This is a genomic window from Nocardia aurantia (assembly GCF_009604425.1).
Classification (GTDB): Bacteria; Actinomycetota; Actinomycetes; order Mycobacteriales; family Mycobacteriaceae; genus Nocardia; species Nocardia aurantia.
Genome location: NZ_WEGI01000009.1, coordinates 375,835 through 394,715 on the forward strand (window position 1 = coordinate 375,835; position 18,881 = coordinate 394,715).

Here is an 18,881-nt window from a genome sequence, read left to right on the forward strand (position 1 = left end):
GGGTCGACCAGCGGGTTCAAACATGAGGGCGGGTCATGTTTGGCGGCATTCTTGTACGAACGTACCGAAATACTCGGCGGTAGCCGGAGGGGCGCGGGGGAAACGTGAGGCTTTCCTCATGATTCTGTGCCACCCTGGCCAGGTATCGGGTCCGCGGGGCCGCGGGTAGTCCACGTTGTCGTGGTCGCCCGGACCAGGGACGAGCCGCCAGAGAAGGAAGTCGAACGTCTTGACGATCAACGAGAGCGCCGGAACGAACGCGAAGGTGGCCCGGGGAGCCGGGCAGAGCTCGAACTCGGGAATCAAGTCGTCACTGCTGGACCGCCTGCTGGCCGGTGAGACCTATGCTCTCGCCTTCGGTGGGCAGGGGGCGCAGTGGCTGCGGGAGCTCGAGGAGATCGGGCGCGACAGCGCGCTGGAGCCCGAGCTGACCAGCCTCGTGAACGACGCCGCTGCCCTGCTGGAGCCGGTCGCGGACCAGTTGCTGGTGGTTCGGCCCGTGGGCTTCGACCCCGTGGCCTGGATGCTGGAGGACGAGATCGCGGACACGGACGCCGGTGAGGTGTCCGCCGCCCCCTCCGAGCAGGTGCTGCGGTCGGCCGCTATCTCCATGCCGGGTGTGTTCCTGACCCAGGTGGCCGCGCTGCGGGCGCTGCGGTTGCAGGGGCTGGATCCCGAGCTGCACGCGCCGGTCGCCATCGTCGGGCATTCGCAGGGGTTGCTCGCCGCCGCGGCCGCCGAGGCCAACGGGGAGCGCGATGTCGAGATGCTCGCGCTGGCCCAGCTGGTCGGCGCCTCCGCGTCGCTGATCGCGCGTCGCCGCGGGTTGATCCCGGTCGGGGACAAGTCGTCGATGGTGGCGGTGTCCAATGTCGATCCCGAGCAGTTGCGCGCGGTCGTTGCCGAGGTGTCCGCGGGGGTCGATCCGCAGGCGGCCGCGGTCGTGTCGATTCGTAACGGGCGGCGGCGGGTCGTGTTGTCCGGCACCGTTGTTCAGCTGGAGCGGGTGCGGCAGCGGTGCGCGGAGATCAACGCCGAGCAGACCCGTGACCGCGAGGCCAAGAAGCGCGGTGGCGCGGTCTTCGCGCCCGTGTTCGAGGACGTCGAGGTCGAGGTCGCGTTCCATCACCCCGCGCTCGCGGAGACCGTGGATCTGGTCACCGGGTGGGCCCGGCAGTGCGGGCTGGACGAGGAGCTCGCGGGCCGGCTGGCCAAGGCGATCCTGGTGGATCCGGTCGACTGGGTCGCCATCGTGGACGAGACCATCGCCGCGGGTGCGCGCTGGATCGTGGACCTCGGTCCCAGTGATCTGCTGAGCCGGCTCACCGTCGGTTCGCTGAAGGGCTCGGGTGTGGGTGTGGTCGCGGCCGCCACCCGGCCGGGGCAGCGCAGCCTGTTCACGCCGGGCGCCGCGCCCGAGGTGGCGGCGCCGTGGGCGTCGTTCGCGCCGCAGCCGATCCGGCTGCCCAACGGGCGGGTGGTCGTCGAGACCTCGTTCACCCGGCTCACCGGGCGGTCGCCGATCCTGCTGGCGGGTATGACCCCGACCACCGTCGACGCGAAAATCGTTGCCGCCGCGGCCAATGCGGGGCACTGGGCCGAGCTGGCCGGTGGCGGTCAGGTGACCGAGCCGATCTTCGCCGATCGAGTCGCCGAGCTGAAGACGCTGCTGCACCGGGGTCGCGCCGTGCAGTTCAACTCGCTGTTCCTGGATCCGTACCTGTGGAAGCTGCAGCTCGGCGGGAAGCGGCTGGTGCAGAAGGCCCGCGCGGCCGGCGCCCCGCTGGACGGTGTCATCGTCACCGCCGGTATCCCGGAGCTGGACGAGGCCGTCGCGCTGATCGAGGAGCTGACCGAGGTCGGCATCAGCCATGTGGCGTTCAAGCCGGGCACCGTCGCGCAGATCCGCGCGGTGCTGCGGATCGCCGACGCCGTGCCGGACTACCCGGTGATCATGCACATCGAGGGCGGCAGGGCCGGCGGGCACCACTCCTGGGAGGACCTGGACGACCTGCTGCTGGAGACCTACGCGGAGCTGCGCAATCGCGGCAACGTGGTGGTCTGCGTCGGCGGCGGTATCGGCACGCCGGAGCGGGCCACCGACTACCTGACCGGTACCTGGTCGACCGTGCACGGATATCCGGAGATGCCGCTGGACGGCGTGCTCGTCGGTACCGCGGCGATGGCGACCCTGGAGGCCACCACCGCGCCCGAGGTCAAGCAGCTGCTGGTCGACACGCCCGGCACTCCGGACTGGGTCGGTGCGGGCACCGCCTCGGCCGGTATGGCCTCCGGCCGTAGCCAGCTCGGCGCCGACATCCACGAGATCGACAACGCCGCCTCGCGCACCGGCCGGCTGCTGGACGAGGTCGCGGGCGACGGCGAGGCGGTCGCGGCTCGTCGCGACGAGATCATCGCCGCGCTCAACGGCACCGCCAAGCCGTATTTCGGCGACGTCCCCACCATGACCTACCGGCAGTGGCTGGAGCGGTACGTGGAACTGGCCGCCTACCTGCCGCATCAGCAGCCGCGCAGCGCGGACTTCGGCAGCGATATCGGCGAGGCCATCGCCGACGCCACCCGTTCGGTGTGGCTGGACATCACCTGGCGGGACCGGTTCGCGGAGATGGTGCGGCGCACCGAATCCCGGTTGAACCCGGCCGATCACGGTGAGATCGCCAGCCTGTTCACCGAGGACAGCGCGTTCGAGCAGCCGGTCGAGGTGCTCGCCACGCTGGCCGAGCGCTATCCGAGCGTCGCCGACACGGTGCTGCACCCGGCCGATGTGCCGTTCTTCGTGTCGCTGTGCAAGATCCCGGGCAAGCCGGTCAACTTCGTGCCGGTCGTCGACGGCGACGTTCGCCGCTGGTGGCGGTCGGATTCGCTGTGGCAGGCCCACGATCCGCGCTACGCCGCCGACGGAGTGTGCATCATCCCGGGCACCGTCTCGGTCGCGGGCATCACCCGCGTCGACGAGCCGGTCGGCGAGCTGCTGGATCGGTTCGAGCAGAGCACCGCCTACACGCTGATCCGTGGTGGGGTCACCCCGAAGGCCGTCGACGGCCGCCGCCGCGCGGATGTCACCCACGGCGCGCTGGACGTCGTGCTGGCCGCTCCCGATGTGCAGTGGTCCGGGCGCACCACCCTCAACCCGATCCACCGCCTCGGCGAGCTGGATCAGTGGATCACCGACGAGAAGGGAGCGATCCATCCGCCCACCGGCGCCACGCTGTCGCCGATCACCGGTCCGGACACCGACAACGCGTACGTCGAGCTGACGGTGCCGTTGTCCGCCCGGGACGCGGTGCGGATCCGGATCACCGTGCCCGCCTCGGTGTACAACGGCGGCGCCCCGGTGATCACCGAGGCCGACGCCGACGCCGCGATGTCGGCGTTGCTGGCCGTCGCGGCCGGTCGTGAACTGCCGGAGATCAAGGACGTCAACGGAACTCCGGTCGCGCACGTCAACCTGGCCTGGACCCCGGATCTGATCGCCGACCACGCCGGTGTCACCGGTTCGGGGCTGCCCGCCGGGCTCAGCACCATCAATCGGATCGTGCCCGACGTGCTGGTCGGCGCCTGCTGGCCCGCCGTGTTCGCGGTGCTCGGCGCGACCCGCACCGGAAACAACGGAAGCGCCGGCAGCAGTGTGATCGAAGGCATGCTGGATCTGGTCCACCTGGACCACCGCATCGAGCTGCTGTCCGAATTGCCCAGTGAGCCCGCGGTTCTCGCGGTCCGCGCCGAATCGGGCGGGGCCACCGACACCGATCTGGGCCGGGTCGTCGAGGTGCGGGTCAGCGTCGGCGCGCTGCGCGATCAGGGCCTGGCGGCCACACCGGTCGCGAACCTGGTGGAGCGCTTCGCCATTCGCGGTCGCAACGGCGCCGGCGAGCTGGCCGATCCGCCGCGCGCCGCCGGGACCGTGTCCGACGCCGCCGTCGACACCCCCCGCCGGCGTCGCCGCGACGTGGTGCTGTCGGCGCCGCGCGCGATGGCCGCCTTCGCCGCCGTCTCCGGTGACCACAACCCGATCCATACCAGCGATTCCGCCGCCAAGCTGGCCGGTCTGGGCAGCCCGATCGTGCACGGCATGTGGCTGTCGGCCGCCGCGCAGCACGCGGTCTCGGCGGTCGATCCGTCGGCCGCGCTGCCGCCGCGCACCGTGACCGCCTGGACCACCCGCTTCCTGGGCATGGTCCGGCCGGGTGCGCAGATCGACGTCCGCGTCGAGCGGATCGCCGTCGACACCGGCACCGAGATCGTCGAGGTGTCCTGCCGGACCCGCGGCGCGGGAAATGGGCAGACCGGTGGCGATCTGGTGATGACCGCCACCGGGCGGCTGGCCGCGCCGAAGACCGTGTACGCGTTCCCGGGCCAGGGCATCCAGACCAAGGGCATGGGCCTCGACGCCCGGTCCCGGTCCAAGGCCGCCAAGGAGGTCTGGGACCGCGCCGACAAGCACACCCGCGAGGCGCTGGGCTTCTCCATCCTCGCGGTGGTGCGCGACAACCCGACCTACCTGCGGGCCCGCGGCGTCGAGTACCGGCACCCGCAGGGCGTGCTGCACCTGACCCAGTTCACCCAGGTCGCGATGGCCACCCTCGGGGTCGCCCAGGTCGCCGAGCTGCGTGAGGCGGGCGCCTTCGTCGAGGGCGCGATGCTGGCCGGCCACTCGGTCGGTGAGTACAACGCGCTGGCCGCCGTCGCCGGAGTGCTGCCGCTGGAAGCGGTGCTGGAGGTCGTGTTCCAGCGCGGATCCGCGATGCACGAGCTCGTACCGCGGGATGCCCAGGGCCGCAGCGACTATCGGATGGCCGCCATCCGCCCGTCGCAGATCGGCCTGCCCGACGCCGAGGTCATCGACTTCGTCGCGAATGTCGGTGCCGCCGCCGGTGAGTTCCTCGAGGTCGTGAACCTGAACCTGCGCGGCTCGCAGTACGCGATCGCCGGCACGGTCGCCGGGCTCGAGGCGCTGGAGGACGAGATCGAGCGCCGCCGTGCGGAATTCGGTGGCAAGCGCGCCTTCGTGCTGGTGCCCGGCATCGACGTGCCGTTCCACTCCACCGTGCTGCGCGAGGGTGTGCCGGAGTTCCGGACCAAGCTCGAGGAGCTGCTGCCGCAGGACGTGCATCCGGAAATCCTTGCCGGACGGTACATTCCGAACCTGGTGCCGCGGCCGTTCTCGCTGGAGCGCGAATTCATCACGGAGATCGCCGATTACGTGCCGTCGCAGCCGCTGCGCGACGTGCTGGCCGACTGGGACGCCTGGACAGCCCGCCCGACCGAGCTGTGCCGCGTCGTGCTGATCGAGCTGCTGGCCTGGCAGTTCGCCAGCCCGGTGCGCTGGATCGAGACCCAGGACCTGCTGTTCGGTGATCTCGGGGTCGAGCGGTTCGTCGAGATCGGTCTGGCCGCGACGCCGACCGTGGCGAACCTGGCCTCGAACACGCTGAAGCTGCCCCAGTTCGCCACCGCCCGGGTCGAGGTGCTCAACATCGAGCGCGAGGCCGGTGTGGTGTTCTCCACCGACACCGATCCCGCACCGGTAGACGAGCCGGAAGAGGTTGTGGCCGAGGCTGCTTCGGCTCCGGCTGCTGCCGCTGCCCCCGTCGCCGCGGCCCCGGTCGCCTCCGGCGGCCCGCGTCCCGACGACATCTCGTTCACCGCGGCCGACGCCACCCGGGTGCTGATCGCGCTGTGGACGAAGCTGCGGCCGGATCAGATCGGCCCGGTGGACACCATCGAGGGCCTGTGCGACGGCGTGTCCTCGCGTCGCAACCAGCTGCTGGTCGACCTCGGTTCCGAACTGTCGCTGGGCGCCATCGACGGCGCCGCCGACGCCGACATGGGCGCCCTGGCGGCGACCGTGCAGCGCCTGGCCCGCACCTACAAGCCGTTCGGCTCGGTGCTGTCCGACGCGATCGGCGATCACCTGCGCAAGGTGTTCGGCCCGTCCGGTAGGCGGCCGGCCGCGATCACCGATCGGGTCAAGAAGGTCTGGCAGCTCGGCGACGGCTGGGCCCACCACGTCACCGCCGAGGTCTCGCTCGGCACCCGCGAGGGCGCCAGCGTCCGCGGTGGCGATCTGGGCGGCCTGGTGTCCGGCGCGCCGGCCGACGGCGGCGCCGTCGACGCCGCGATCGACGCGGCCGTGCAGGCCGTCGCCGCGCGGCGCGGCATCAGCGTGGCGCTGCCCGCGGCCGGCGGTGGCGGCGGCGCCACCGTGGACGCCGCGGCGCTGGGCGAGTTCACCGAGCAGATCACCGGCCGGGACGGCGTACTCGCCACCGCGGCCCGCGTGGTGCTGGAGCAGCTCGGCCTGTCCGATCAGGTCTCCGCGCCGGAGGCCGACGACGATTCGCTGGTCGATCTGGTGTCCGCCGAGCTCGGCAGCGACTGGCCGCGTCTGGTCGCCCCCGCCTTCGACGCCAAGAAGGCCGTGCTGATCGACGACCGCTGGGCCACCGCCCGCGAGGATCTGGCCCGGCTGTGGCTCGGCGACGACGCGGAGATCTCCGACAGCGCCGTGGACGGCTTCCGCGGCGCGGGCGAAGCCGTTGCGGCACAGGCCGGTTGGTGGCGCGAGCGCGCGATGGGCGAGGCCCGTTCGGTGCTCGCCGGCGCCTACGAGCGGATCGCCGCCGCGGCGGTCGAGACCTCGGAGCCGGGCGTCTGGTCGTCCGAGGTGGCCGTGGTCACCGGCGCCAGCAAGGGTTCCATCGCGGCGGCGGTCACCGGGCGGCTGCTCGGCGGCGGCGCGACCGTGGTGGTCACCACCTCCAAGCTGGACGATTCGCGACTGGCCTTCTACAAGCAGCTGTACCGCGACTACGCCCGCCAGGGCGCGGCACTGTGGGTGCTGCCCGCGAACATGGCCTCCTACCAGGACATCGACGCGCTGATCGACTGGGTCGGCACCGAACAGTCCGACAATGCCGGTGGCGCAAAGGTTCTGGTGAAGTCCGCGCTGCAGCCGACGCTGCTGCTCCCGTTCGCCGCCCCCCGGGTGGCGGGCGACCTCTCCGACGCCGGCGCCCGCGCCGAGATGGAGATGCGGGTGCTGCTCTGGTCGGTCGAGCGCCTGATCGGCGGCCTGTCGAAGATCGGCGCCGACCACGACGTCGACGCGAAACTGCATGTGGTGCTTCCGGGTTCGCCCAACCGCGGCATGTTCGGCGGCGACGGCGCCTACGGCGAGTCCAAGGCCGCGCTGGACGCGGTGGTCGGCAAGTGGCGGGTCGAGCGGGCCTGGTCGCAACGGGTCACGCTGGTGCACGCCCTGATCGGCTGGGTGCGCGGCACCCACCTGATGGGCGGCAACGATCCGCTCGTGGGCGCGGTCGAGAAGGCCGGCGTGCACACCTGGTCCACCGGCGAGATGGCCGACGAGCTGCTGAAGTGGGCCGGCGAGCGGGCCCGGCGGGTCACCGCCGACGGGCCGCAGACCATCGACCTCACCGGCGGCCTGGCCAACGTCAAACTGGATCTGCCCGAACTGGCCAAGCAGCGCGCGGACGAGTCCGACGAGGACGAACTCGTGGTGCGGGAGAACCGGAACATCCCGGCGCTGCCGGCCCCGCCGACCCAGTCGTCGGCTCTGCCGGTGCCGCAATGGGGTTCGGTCACCGCCGATCTCACCGACATGGTCGTGATCGTCGGCGCCGGCGAGTTGGGCCCGTGGGGCTCCGCGCGCACCCGCTTCGAATTCGAGGTCGAGGACCGGCTGACCGCCGCGGGCGTGCTGGAACTGGCCTGGACCACCGGCCTGGTGGGCTGGGAGAACGAGCCCAAGGCCGGCTGGTACGACGTCGCCTCCGGCGATTACGTCGACGAGTCCGAGCTGGTGGACCGCTACCACGACATCGTGGTCGAGCGTTGCGGTGTGCGCCGCTACGTGAACGACGGCGCGATGATCGAGAACGCGGCCCCGCTGCTCACCTCGGTGTTCCTCGACAAGGACCTGACCTTCGTGGTCACCAGCGAGGCGGAGGCGCGGTCCTTCCAGTCCGCCGATCCGGAGCACACCGTGATCGCGCCGGTCGCCGATTCGGGCGACTGGCAGGTGACCCGCAAGGCGGGCACCGAGATCCGGGTGCCGCGCCGGGCGAAGCTGTCGCGGACCGTCGGCGGCCAGATCCCCACCGGCTGGGACCCGACCAAGTACGGCATCTCCGCCGACATGGCCGGTTCCATCGACCGGGTGGCGCTGTGGAACATCGTCTGCACCGTGGACGCGTTCCTGTCCTCGGGCTTCACCCCGGCCGAGCTGATGAGCTGGGTGCACCCGGCGCTGGTCGCCAACACCCAGGGCACCGGCATGGGCGGCATGTCCTCCATGCGCTCGCTGTACATCGACAACCTGCTCGGTGAGCCGCGGGCGAACGACATCCTGCAGGAGGCGCTGCCGAACGTGGCGCTGGCGCACGTGGTGCAGTCCTATGTGGGCAGCTACGGCGGCATGATCCACCCGGTCGCGGCCTGCGCGACGGCGGCGGTGTCGGTCGAGGAGGGTGTGGACAAGATCCGCCTCGGCAAGGCCGATGTGGTGGTGGCCGGCGGCTACGACGATCTCGGTATCGAGGGCATCGTCGGCTTCGGTGACATGTCCGCGACCGCCGACTCGGCGGTGATGAGCGCCAAGGGCATCAGCGATCGGTACTTCTCCCGGGCCAACGACCGTCGCCGCGGCGGCTTCGTCGAATCCCAGGGCGGCGGAACGATTCTGCTGGCGCGCGGCGACGTGGCGCTGGCGGCCGGACTGCCGGTGCTCGGTGTGGTGGCCTACGCCCAGTCCTTCGCCGACGGCGTGCACACCTCGATCCCGGCCCCGGGTCTCGGCGCGCTGAGCGCCGGCCGCGGTGGTGCGGAGTCCCGCTTGGCGGCCGCGCTGCGGAAGCTGGGTGTGTCGCCCGACGAGATCGCGGTGGTGTCCAAGCACGACACCTCCACGGCCGCCAACGATCCCAACGAGTCGGAACTGCACGAAAGATTGGCGGACGCACTGCATCGTTCAAAGGGCGCCCCGCTGTTCGTGATCTCGCAGAAGTCGCTGACCGGGCACGCCAAGGGTGGTGCGGCCGCCTTCCAGCTGATCGGCCTGTGCCAGGTGCTGGAGCAGGGCGTCGTCCCGCCGAACCGCAGCCTGGACTGTGTCGACGAGAAGATGCGGCAGTACCCGCACCTGGTGTGGCCGCGGCAGCCGCTGCGGTTCGGGGATCGGTTCGCGCTCAAGGCCGGTCTGGTCACCTCGCTCGGCTTCGGGCACGTGTCCGGTCTGCTCGCGGTCGTGCATCCGCAGGCGTTCATCGAGGCCATCGACCCGGAGCAGCGCGAGGAGTACCAGCGCCGGGCCGAACAGCGGCAGCTGAACGGCCGGCAGCGGTTCGCCGAATCCATGTGCGGCGGCGCCCCGCTGTACGAGCGGCCGGCCGATCGCCGCCTCGGTGGCGAGGGCACCCCGTCGGCGAAGATCCGCCAGCTGGAGGCCGATGTGTTGCTGTCCGACCAGGCGCGGCTGAGCGCGGACGGGGTGTACATCCCGACGGGCTGCACCACCACGCCGACCCCGCGGTAACTGTTCACCGCGGCAAGCGAAACCGCCGTGACAGCGCGACCGGTGCTCCGGCACCGGTCGCGCTGGTATGTTGCTGCCTGGTATGCCCAAGTGCGCGAATGAAGTTCGCCGCCCGAACGACGAGGAGCATCCACCGCTGTGACCATTCTCGGTATCGGCCTGGACCTGGTGACCATCTCCGAGTTCACCGAACAGATCGAACGCACCGGAACCACCATGCTGCGGGAGAGTTTCACCGCCGGTGAGCGCCGCTACTGCGAGGGCCGGGCCGCCGACCGCGCCCGCAGCTACGCCGCCCGCTGGGCCGCCAAGGAGGCGGTGCTGAAGGCATGGGCCTCTTCACGTTTCGCCCGCAGCCCGCAGATCGGTGACAATCCGTATCCGCTGATCGAGGTCGTCAACGACGCCTGGGGCCGGCCCAGTATCAAATTGCACGGTCTCGCAGCGGAATTCCTGCCGCGGGTCCGAGTTCACCTGTCGCTCACCCACGACGGCGACACCGCCGCTGCGATGGTGGTGCTGGAGGATCCGGGCGAACTCGCCGACCTCATCGAGGGATAGCGCTGCACGCGAATTCGGTTGCCCCCTCGGCGGCAGCCGGATTCGCCTCGGCGGCAGCCGAATTCGCGTGCTCAGTCCGTCCGCTGACCGCCCATGCGCGATTCCTTCTCCGCGACCAGCAGATACGCGACCATCAGTCGTTTGAGTTCGGCGACGGCGTCCTCGTGGCTGAGCCCGTCCTGCACCGAGAAGTTCAGCATCGAATAGACCACGTGCACCAGCACCTGCGCCATCATCGAGCGGCGGCCGCTGGGGGTGCGCGGCATCAGCGGGCGCAGCATCTGCGCCACCACTTCGGCGAACTCGTTCAGATGCAGTGCGCCGGTGGCCCGGGTGGACGGCGTGGATTGCATGGCCAGCCACACCTCGCGCCGCGACGGATCGGTCAGCCACAGTCCGGCGAGATGATCGACGAGTTTGTTCATGTGCCGCAGCCAGTCCATCGACGGGACCTCGCCGTGGAATTCCGACAATTCCTGGGTGACGGCCACCAGATCCTGCCGGTTGAGTTCGCAGACGATCACGTACTTGTTGGCGAAGAACTGATACAGCGTGCCGATCGGCACTTCGGCGCGGGCGGCCACTTCCTCGCAGGTGAACGACTCGAATCCGACCTCGACCAGCAATTCCCGGGACGCTTGGAGCAGGGCGTCGAACTTGCGCTTGCTGCGTTCCTGGGTGGGACGGCGACGTGGCATCAACTCCTGCGGATCGTCCTGTAACTCCACTGCGGGGTCCGGACGCCTTTTCTGCTTCGTCGCGTGCACTTCCACCACATTCACCAGGCTAGCGGTAGCGACACACGGATGACACGCGCCGGTGCCGGTGCTATTCCGCTTCGTGCCCGCTCACAGCCCATCCAGCGGGGTATCGGTGACGAACCCCTAGCGAATTTTCCCCGGAATCCACCTTGCGGAAGGCATTTGCTGTGGCTGTATCCGTGTTGACTTTCGGCGTTTCCACCGAACGCGGCACCGTCCACGCGGTGGCCCTGACCTGCCCGGTCGGCCGCGACGGTGCAGGGGCGGGCAAATTGCCCGACCGGGTGGTGGCGCATCGCACCCGGACGTTCGACGAGGCGGCCGAGCTGGGCTCGCTGGTCGGCGTGCTGCTGGACGAACTGGCCACCGAGGTGGGCGCGGGTGCGCGGATCGCCGGCACGGCCGTCGCCTACCGCGATCCCGCGCAGCGCCGCGCGATCGTCACCGGTCTGGCGGACGGGCCGTGGCGCGACACGTCCCTGGTGTCGACCAAGTCCGCGCATCTCGGGCTGGCCCGCGCGCTGGTCTGGGCCGGTGACTTCGAGCATCTGATGATCTGCGAGGTCTCGCCCGGGTATCAGGTGTTCACCGTGGCGTCGCCGGATCGCGACCGGGTCCTGGCGACCATCGGCGCGGCCTGCCCGGTGGTGACGGAGGCGGCGCTGCGCCCGGTCGTGATCGCGGCCCGCGACCAGTTGGAGGAGGCGGGCCTGTGGCCGGACGCGGTCATGCTGGTCGGGTCGGCCGCACCGGAACCGGCGGTCGCGGCGGCGCTGAACGCCGGGTTCGCCGCCCCGGTGATCCGGTCCCGGATGGCCGCGAGCGCGGCGGCGATCGGGGCCGCGCTGGTGGTGGCGCCCGAGCCGGTCGCGGCCGCGGCGACGGAGGAACGCGGCCGGGCGTCGCGCGGTAGTACGGCGTTGTTCGCGGCGGCGAGCGTGCTGGCCGGTGGACTGGTCGCCGGCGGCGTCTACCAGATGTCCGCGACCACGCACGGGACGCCGAAGCCCGCGTCGGCCGATCCGCAGGTGGCGGCGGAGACGCACCACGTACTGCATCCGGCGCCGGAACCGGAACAGCTGCCGGAGGTGCGTCAGGACGGCGATCAGAGCGCCCCTACGGCGGTCCCCGCGCCAGGGCCGGCGATCGGCAACAGCGACACCGGGACGGTCACCGTGGACACCTCGTCGCTGACCTGGAGTCCGGGCCGGAACACCACGGCCACGCCGACGGGATGGCCCGCATCGCTGCAGAAGGAGCCGGCCGGTGCGGACGCTGTCGCGAATGCTCCGGGCGGCGCGAGCAACGCGGACGCGATGGTGCCGATCCTCCTGACGGAGGCCGAAGCCCCCGACGCCTCCGCGAACACGCCACTGTTCCCCGGCGACGCGGTGCCGCCGTTGAACGAGGCGGAGTTCGGCCGGTGGCTGGACAACCACTGGCGGACGACGATGGACTGGGTGCTCAGCACGATGCCGCGCACCTGACAGTCCGCCTCGGATGATCGGGACCCGCGGCCGTCCCTACACCGACAGCTCGCGGCGCAACTTCGCGACGTGGCCGGTGGCCCGGACGTTGTACTGGGCCAGCGCGATCTTGCCCTCCTCGTCGACGAGGAAGGTCGAACGGATCACGCCGGTGACGGTCTTGCCGTACATGGTCTTCTCGCCGAAGGCGCCCCACGCCATGAGCACCGAGCGGTCGGGATCCGACAGCAGCGGGAACGTGAGTTGTTCCGCGTCACGGAATTTGGCGAGTTTGGCGGGCTTGTCGGGGGAGATGCCGACGACGTCGATGCCCGCGCCACCCAGCTCGGCGAGACTGTCGCGGAAGTCGCAGGCCTGCTTGGTGCAACCGGGGGTGCTCGCGGCCGGGTAGAAGTACACGATCACCTTGCGGCCGTGGTAGTCGGCCAGCGACACCGGTTTCCCGTCGGCGTCGGGCAGGGTGAACGCCGGGGCGGTGTCACCGGCGGTCAGGCGGTGGTTCTCGGTCATGCCTGAGCACGGTAGCCGACGGCGGTGACAATCACGCAGGCCCGCCGCGACACCCCGGCGTGCGGATGCGCGCGGCTAGACTCGCGTGTCGACGGCAGCAAACGAGAACAACAGGAGACGACGTGGCGAGGGATACCGAGAGTATCGAGCGGGAGATCGAAGCCGCACGCAACCGGCTGGCGAACACACTCGACGAGCTCGCGGTGCGCGCCGACCCGGAGCGGATCGCCGGCAACGCCAAGAAGGCGATCTTCGCGAAACTGAACCAGCCGCAGGTGAAATACAGCCTGATCGGCGCCGGTGCGCTGGTCGTACTGGTGACCGCGGTCCGGATCTTCCGGCGCTGACCGCAGCCGTCCGAACACGGAACACCCGGTGCGGAGATTATCCGCACCGGGTGTTCTCGTTTCGGCGGCCGTCGAATGAATCAGGCGGTCGGGCAGGCCATTCCGGTGCCGTCGGGGTCCAGGTGCGGGGAGTACCCGGGCTCGCCGCGGAACAGCGGCGCCCGCCCGGCCGCGCGGGCCTCGTCGCAATTCTTGAACGTGCCACCCGCCGAACCGGTCTGGGTGAGTCCGGACGAGCCGGTCGACCCGACGAGATCATCGATACCGGACGAGCCGGTGCCCGCGGAGCCGGTGATGATGTCGTCCGCGAGTGCGGTCGGAGCGGTGAATGCGAGCGGGGCTGCGAGGGTGATCAGTCCCGCGCCGGTCACGATGAGCCTGCGAACGTTCATGTATTCCTCGATGTGTTGCGGTAGGTACGGGCGAGTCGACCGGCGCTCCCCGTTGCGCCCGCCGCCTCGGAGCTGACTGGGTCCGGCGACTGCTGGACAGCGGCCCGGCCGCGGGCCGCCGAGTCCACCTTTCTGATGGGCCGCGTCGTTGTCAACTCGGGCGGCCGGAACGCGCTTACCGGTGAGTCACTCGCCGAGCCGGTGCGCCGCGAGGTGTTCGGCGGGAATCGTGCCCATCCGCCCGGCCTCGAAATCCTCGATGGCTTCGATGATCTCCTGCCGCGAATTCATCACGAACGGCCCGTACTGCACGACCGGTTCCCGGATCGGCTCGCCGCCGAGCAGCAGGATCTCGAGGTTGCCGGTCGGGGTGTCCTGCCGCGCGTCCGCGGTCACCGTCAGCGCGTCGCCGTGGCCGAGGACGGCCAGTTGCCCGGCGGTGACCGGCCGGCCCTCCGCTCCGGCCGTGCCGCTGCCGGACAGCACGTAGACCATCGACGAGAAGTGCTGTGGCCAGGGCATTTCCAGTCGCGCGCCGGGGGCGATCGAGGCGTGCGCGTAGGCGATCGGAGTGTAGGTGGACCCCGGACCCTCGAACCCGTCGATCGTGCCGGCGATGATCCGCACCAGCGCGCCGCCGTCGTGGGAGCTGACCAGGGTGAGTTCGCTCGCGCGCAGGTCCTGGTAGCGCGGCGGGGCCATCTTGAGCGCGCGCGGCAGGTTCACCCACAGCTGGATGCCGTGGAAGGTGCCGCCGGAGATCACCAGCGGTTCGTCCGGCAGTTCGTCGTGCAGGATGCCGGAGCCGGCGGTCATCCACTGGGTGTCGCCCTCGCTGATGACGCCACCGCCGCCGTTGGAGTCGTGATGGACCATGGTCCCGTCGAGCATGTAGGTGACGGTCTCGAAACCGCGATGCGGATGCCAGGGCGCTCCCTTGGCCTCGTACGGCTGATAAGCGACCGGGCCCATCTGGTCGAGCAGGATGAACGGATCGGCCGAGCGCAGCTCCGGGCCGGGGAACGGCCGGGTGACCAGGAATCCGGCGCCCTCGCGCTGGGTTCGCCCGGTGACCACGGCCTGTACCGGCCGCTGCCGCTGGGTCTCGGCGGGACGGGACAGCCGCGGCAGCACCAGGATGTCGTCGACGGTGATGGCGGGCATGAGGACCTCCTCGGACAGTTGGTGTCCATGTCAACCAAAAGCTGACTAGGATCATTCCCATGGTGCGATGGCTGACCGCCGAGGAGCAGACGACCTGGTCGGCGTACATCCGGATGCGGCAGCGGCTGGAAGCCGCGATGGCGGCGGGCCTCGCCCGCGACGGCCTGTCGATGCCGGACTACGAGATCATGGTCGCGCTGTCGGCGGCCCCCGGCGGCCGGCTGCGGGCCCGCGACCTGGCCGCGGAGATCTGCTGGGACAAGAGCCGGTTGTCGAAACACCTGGCCCGCATGGACACTCGTGGGCTGATCGAGCGGGCCCCCGCCGCCGACGACGCGCGCGGCATCTCGGTCTGCCTGACCGAGCGCGGGCGGGAGGCGTTGCGGCGGGCGGCTCCCAATCATGTCGAACTCGTCCGGCAGCTGTTCGTGGACGAACTGACCCCCGACGAGTCGACGTTGTTGCGCACGTTGTCCGATCGGGTCGCCACCGCGGCCGAGGAGCTGGGCGGTATCGACTGAGCGGCTGGTCTCCGCCGTTCGGGCCCGTTTCGCAGCCCCGGCCGCCGTGGTGGTCGCAGCCGTCGTTCGCCGAGTGGTGATCGCTGTGGACGCTGCGCGAGGTCGCGACGGTCGTCGCGACCGGGACGCGGGTGGCCGGGCCGGGGCGGACGACGTGGATCCCTGAATGTTTCGGCGGTACAGCTGTTTCGGCGCATGCGGGCGCGGTCCGGTGAATCCGCGGCCTCGACGTCGCCGGCCGATCGGGTGGCTTCGGGCGCCGCTCAGGGTCCGGCGGTCCACGGGCGGACCGGTGGTTTGACCCAGAGGATCTTCTCGTCGGCGTGCTCGCGCCGGGCGGCGGGATGCTGGGGGTTGCGGGCGGCCCAGGCGTCCTTCTCGTTCAGCAGGTCGGCGACCAGGGTCCAGGTCTCGTCGGTGCTGGGCGGGTTGATCCCGGCGGCCCGGGCGAGCTTGCGGCGGGCGGGGTCGGGCAGCTCGAGGAGGTCGGCGCCGGTGATGTCGCGCTGCCAGACGTAACCGGCCAGCCGGCGGGCCTTCTCGGCGCGTTCCTTCGAGGCGTGCCCGGTGTGGGCCCAGTCGGTGTTGTCCTTGTCGGTCATGGCGAACGTCATCCTGGGCGGCGGGTGCGGGGGATCGGCGAGGCCGTGGTTCGAGCGTAGTGGTCCGCTCACCAGGCGGTGGGCCGGACCCGGCCCGGCCGGACCACCCGGGTCAGCCGGTCGCGCAGCTCGGCGACGGCGGGCCCGCCCAGGACGGCCGCCCAGCGGGCCGTGAAGTCGTTCGCGGCGGCGTCCGCCGCGCGGGTGACGGCCCAGCCGCGGTCGGTGAGGGTGATCAGCCGGGCGCGGGCGTCGCGTGGATGCGGGTTGCGGACCGCGTAGCCCTTCGTCACGAGTTCCTCGACCAGCTGGCTGGCGGCCTGTTTGGTGACGCCGAGGTGGTCGGCGATCTCGCCGACGGTCGCGCCGTCGGGGGCCATGCGGACGAACGCGAAACCGTGGGTGGGCCGGAGGTCGGTGAACCCGGCCGCCGTCACGCCGGCATGGATGGCGTCGGTGACCTCCGCGGCCGCCGCCAGCAGGATCAACGGGAGGTCGGACGCGGGTGCGGGCATGGCTACATGGTGGCACTTGACAGATTGGTCAACAAGCTTGACTATATGGACAAGCTACTTGTCTATCTGAGGAGTTGTCCGATGCCCGTCATCCACGCCGCCGACGCCGAGGTCCACGCCATGCACAACGCCACCTTCACCTCCTATGTCCGGCCGAGTACCGGGAGCAAGGAGATCTGCCTGTGGCGGCTGGAGGTCGAACCCGGCACCGTCGGCCAGGGCCACCGCGTCCTGCGGGAGGAGGTGTTCCTGATGCTCTCCGGCACCGCCGAACTCACCGTCGACGACGAGACCACCACCCTGGTCGCGGGCGACGCGGCCGTCGTGCCCGCCGGATCGGTTCTGCGCGTGGACAATCCGAGCACGACGCCGGCGGCGTTCGCGGTGGTGGTGCCGGTCGGGTTCAGCGCCGAACTGGCGGACGGCACCCCGATCACCCCGCGCTGGGTGAGCTGAACCGAATTCGCGCGTAACCCGTTGCGCTATCTACACGCGGGGCGTATCGAGACGCCCGCGAAATCGCAACGGGAGGGCGGCACATGGCCGGACGACCTGGGTCCGAGTACCGGGCTGCCCGGCCGCGCGCACCCGAACTGCGGTTGGTGCCCGCGAACGGTTACGCCGATTGGGATTCGGTCTACCGGGACAACGTGTCCTGGGTGTACGGGCTGCTGTTCGGCAAGGTCGGCAACCGGCCCGACGCCGAGGATCTGACCGCCGAGGTGTTCACCACGGCCCTCCCGCCGCTACGGCTCGACGCGACCATCCCGGAGGTACGCGCCTATCTGCGGGCCACCGCCCGGACCGTGCTCGCGGCGCACTGGAAGGCCCGGCTCGGCCGGGAGATCACCACGATCGATCCGGATGACATCGATTCCGGCGCATTGGGTTCCGGTGCGCTCGCGGCGGAACCACTGCCGGAACCCGAGGCGGGCGGCGCGGAACGGCGAGCTCGCGCCCTGCTCGACCGATTGCCGCCGAGATACCGGCGCATACTGGAACTCCGTTTCCTCCAGGGATTGTCGGTGCGTGACGCCGCCGCAGAGCTGGAGGTCACGGTCGCGAACGCGAAGGTGTTGCAGCACAGGGCCATACAGATGGCGGCCCGAGCGGATGAGGAGGACCGGGCATGACCGCGGCATCGCCCGAACGCATCCCTGTGCCCGCTCCGCGCCATGCGGTGGCGCCTCCGCGCACCGGACTCATCTCGCCCCGGGCGATGCCGGTGCCGCCGCGGGTGACAACTTCTCCGTCTCCGACGACTTCGGCTCCGTCCCGGTCGGCGGTGACTCCCGTCCCGGCGGTCACGGTACCGGCTTCGGCGAAAGCGTCTGTATGCCGGGTGATTTCGCCGGGATCGGTACCGGGAGTTTCGCTGCCTGCGACGGCTCCGGCTTCGCGCCGGCAGACGACGTCGCTGTGCCCGGCGACTCCGGTGTCGTATCCGGCGAGAACCTCCTTGCGAGCGATCATTTCGGTGCCGTTTTCGGCGACCGCTCCGTTGCGCCATGCGATATGGGTATCGGATCCAGCGGTGTTGTGGTCGCCCCCTGAGCAGAGGTTGTCAGCGGCCGGGAGCGAGGTGACGACGTGAGCGACAGAGATGTCGAGCGCTACGTCGAGGATCTGCTTGCCGGTCGACGGCCGCGGCCGTGGCAGCCGACCGACGAGGAGGCGGAGCGCCTGCGCACCGCCATCACCATGCGGGCCGGACGTCCCGGCGGCGATGTGCCCACCGAGGAGTTCCGCACCGATCTGCGCCGCCGGCTGGCCGCCGAACTCGGCGAGCCGGGTGCCGAAGACTCACCGGCGACCGAGGGCGACAACCCGATTCGACGGCGATGGCTGCTCGGCGCCTCGGCCGCGGCCGTCACCGCCGCGGCCGCAGGGGTGGGGGTGGGGGTGGGGGCGGTCGCCGAGCACGCCGCCTCCGGGGGCGGGCAGTCGACACCGCAGGCCGACCCGGTCATCGTGCCCACCGAGGGCGAATGGCATACGGTGGCCGCATCCGCCGATCTGGCCGACGGGGGCACGATCTCGTTCGACACGGGCTCGATGCGCGGATTCGTCTGCCGCCGTGGTGATCTCGTGTACGCCCTGTCGGGTATCTGCACCCATCAGGGCTGTGCGCTGTGGTTCGACGCGCCGGTACTGCGCTGTCCCTGCCATCGCACCTCCTTCGACACGGCGGGGCAGGTGGTCACCCATCAGCTGCCGCGGTCGCCGGCTCCGTTGCCGCGTATCCGGGTGCGCGAGAACAACGGCGCGATAGAAATTTTCGCGCCGAATCGCCCAGCTTGAGCCGCCCGGCTTGAGTCGGCCGGGGTGGACGCGGCTGAGGTGGACGCGGCTGGGGTGGACGCGGCCGGGGCGGACGCGGCCGGGGTAGCGTGGTCGACCTGCCTGGTCGCGCTCGTCGCGGACCGGAACATGTTCGGCCGGTC

14 protein-coding genes are annotated in these 18,881 nt (G+C 70.8%); 8 read left to right on the plus strand and 6 right to left on the minus strand.

The window, feature by feature from the left end; genetic code table 11:
- The first annotated feature begins 229 nt into the window (after positions 1-229).
- Positions 230-9,577 (plus strand): type I polyketide synthase, encoded by a 9,348-nt coding sequence (locus NRB56_RS21920; protein WP_153345034.1) that lies wholly within the window; start codon positions 230-232, stop codon positions 9,575-9,577.
- Positions 9,578-9,715: 138 nt separating this feature from the next.
- Positions 9,716-10,138 carry a holo-ACP synthase AcpS gene (gene acpS, locus NRB56_RS21925; protein WP_319943333.1) on the plus strand — a complete coding sequence of 141 codons (423 nt, stop codon included), beginning with the start codon at positions 9,716-9,718 and terminating at the stop codon, positions 10,136-10,138.
- Between the two features lie 71 nt (positions 10,139-10,209).
- Here the strand turns inward: acpS and NRB56_RS21930 are convergent, their stop codons facing one another.
- The gene (locus NRB56_RS21930) at positions 10,210-10,836 is read right to left on the minus strand and encodes a TetR family transcriptional regulator (protein WP_227838190.1); all 627 of its coding nucleotides are present in this window, start codon (positions 10,834-10,836) and stop codon (positions 10,210-10,212) included.
- A 230-nt stretch (positions 10,837-11,066) separates the two neighbouring features.
- Between NRB56_RS21930 and NRB56_RS21935 the strand changes: the two genes are divergently transcribed.
- Positions 11,067-12,386: a hypothetical protein gene (locus NRB56_RS21935; protein WP_153345038.1), complete on the plus strand. Its 1,320-nt coding sequence runs from the start codon at positions 11,067-11,069 to the stop codon at positions 12,384-12,386.
- Positions 12,387-12,422: 36 nt separating this feature from the next.
- On the opposite strand, the gene bcp is transcribed toward NRB56_RS21935, so the two are convergent.
- The gene (bcp, locus tag NRB56_RS21940) at positions 12,423-12,896 is read right to left on the minus strand and encodes a thioredoxin-dependent thiol peroxidase (RefSeq protein WP_153345040.1); all 474 of its coding nucleotides are present in this window, start codon (positions 12,894-12,896) and stop codon (positions 12,423-12,425) included.
- A 122-nt stretch (positions 12,897-13,018) separates the two neighbouring features.
- On the opposite strand from bcp, the gene NRB56_RS21945 reads away from it, so the two are divergent.
- A complete protein-coding gene (locus NRB56_RS21945; RefSeq protein ID WP_319943334.1) occupies positions 13,019-13,243 on the plus strand; it encodes a DUF3618 domain-containing protein in 225 nt (74 codons plus the stop codon).
- An 80-nt stretch (positions 13,244-13,323) separates the two neighbouring features.
- Here NRB56_RS21945 and NRB56_RS21950 read toward each other — a convergent pair whose 3' ends face one another.
- Both NRB56_RS21950 and NRB56_RS21955 read right to left on the minus strand, forming a co-directional pair.
- On the minus strand, positions 13,324-13,635 hold the full coding sequence (locus tag NRB56_RS21950) for an excalibur calcium-binding domain-containing protein (RefSeq protein WP_153345042.1): 312 nt from the start codon (positions 13,633-13,635) through the stop codon (positions 13,324-13,326).
- A 186-nt stretch (positions 13,636-13,821) separates the two neighbouring features.
- Positions 13,822-14,799, minus strand: coding sequence for a pirin family protein (locus tag NRB56_RS21955; RefSeq protein ID WP_153345044.1), 978 nt, complete (start codon positions 14,797-14,799; stop codon positions 13,822-13,824).
- 59 nt (positions 14,800-14,858) lie between these two features.
- On the opposite strand from NRB56_RS21955, the gene NRB56_RS21960 reads away from it, so the two are divergent.
- Complete coding sequence (locus NRB56_RS21960; RefSeq protein WP_153345046.1) at positions 14,859-15,320, plus strand: MarR family winged helix-turn-helix transcriptional regulator; 462 nt, start codon at positions 14,859-14,861, stop codon at positions 15,318-15,320.
- 263 nt (positions 15,321-15,583) lie between these two features.
- Here NRB56_RS21960 and NRB56_RS21965 read toward each other — a convergent pair whose 3' ends face one another.
- Both NRB56_RS21965 and NRB56_RS21970 read right to left on the minus strand, forming a co-directional pair.
- Positions 15,584-15,922 (minus strand): hypothetical protein, encoded by a 339-nt coding sequence (locus NRB56_RS21965; protein ID WP_227838110.1) that lies wholly within the window; start codon positions 15,920-15,922, stop codon positions 15,584-15,586.
- A gap of 68 nt (positions 15,923-15,990) precedes the next feature.
- Positions 15,991-16,437, minus strand: coding sequence for a MarR family winged helix-turn-helix transcriptional regulator (locus NRB56_RS21970; RefSeq protein ID WP_194290931.1), 447 nt, complete (start codon positions 16,435-16,437; stop codon positions 15,991-15,993).
- A gap of 81 nt (positions 16,438-16,518) precedes the next feature.
- Here NRB56_RS21970 and NRB56_RS21975 point away from each other — a divergent pair, with 81 nt between their 5' ends.
- The 3 genes from NRB56_RS21975 (at position 16,519) to NRB56_RS21985 (ending at position 18,738) form a co-directional block, all read left to right on the plus strand.
- The gene (locus NRB56_RS21975) at positions 16,519-16,893 is read left to right on the plus strand and encodes a cupin domain-containing protein (RefSeq protein ID WP_153345049.1); all 375 of its coding nucleotides are present in this window, start codon (positions 16,519-16,521) and stop codon (positions 16,891-16,893) included.
- Between the two features lie 83 nt (positions 16,894-16,976).
- The gene (locus tag NRB56_RS21980; protein WP_153345051.1) at positions 16,977-17,570 is read left to right on the plus strand and encodes an RNA polymerase sigma factor; all 594 of its coding nucleotides are present in this window, start codon (positions 16,977-16,979) and stop codon (positions 17,568-17,570) included.
- A 457-nt stretch (positions 17,571-18,027) separates the two neighbouring features.
- Positions 18,028-18,738 (plus strand): Rieske (2Fe-2S) protein, encoded by a 711-nt coding sequence (locus tag NRB56_RS21985; RefSeq protein ID WP_319943335.1) that lies wholly within the window; start codon positions 18,028-18,030, stop codon positions 18,736-18,738.
- Positions 18,739-18,881: the final 143 nt, after the last annotated feature.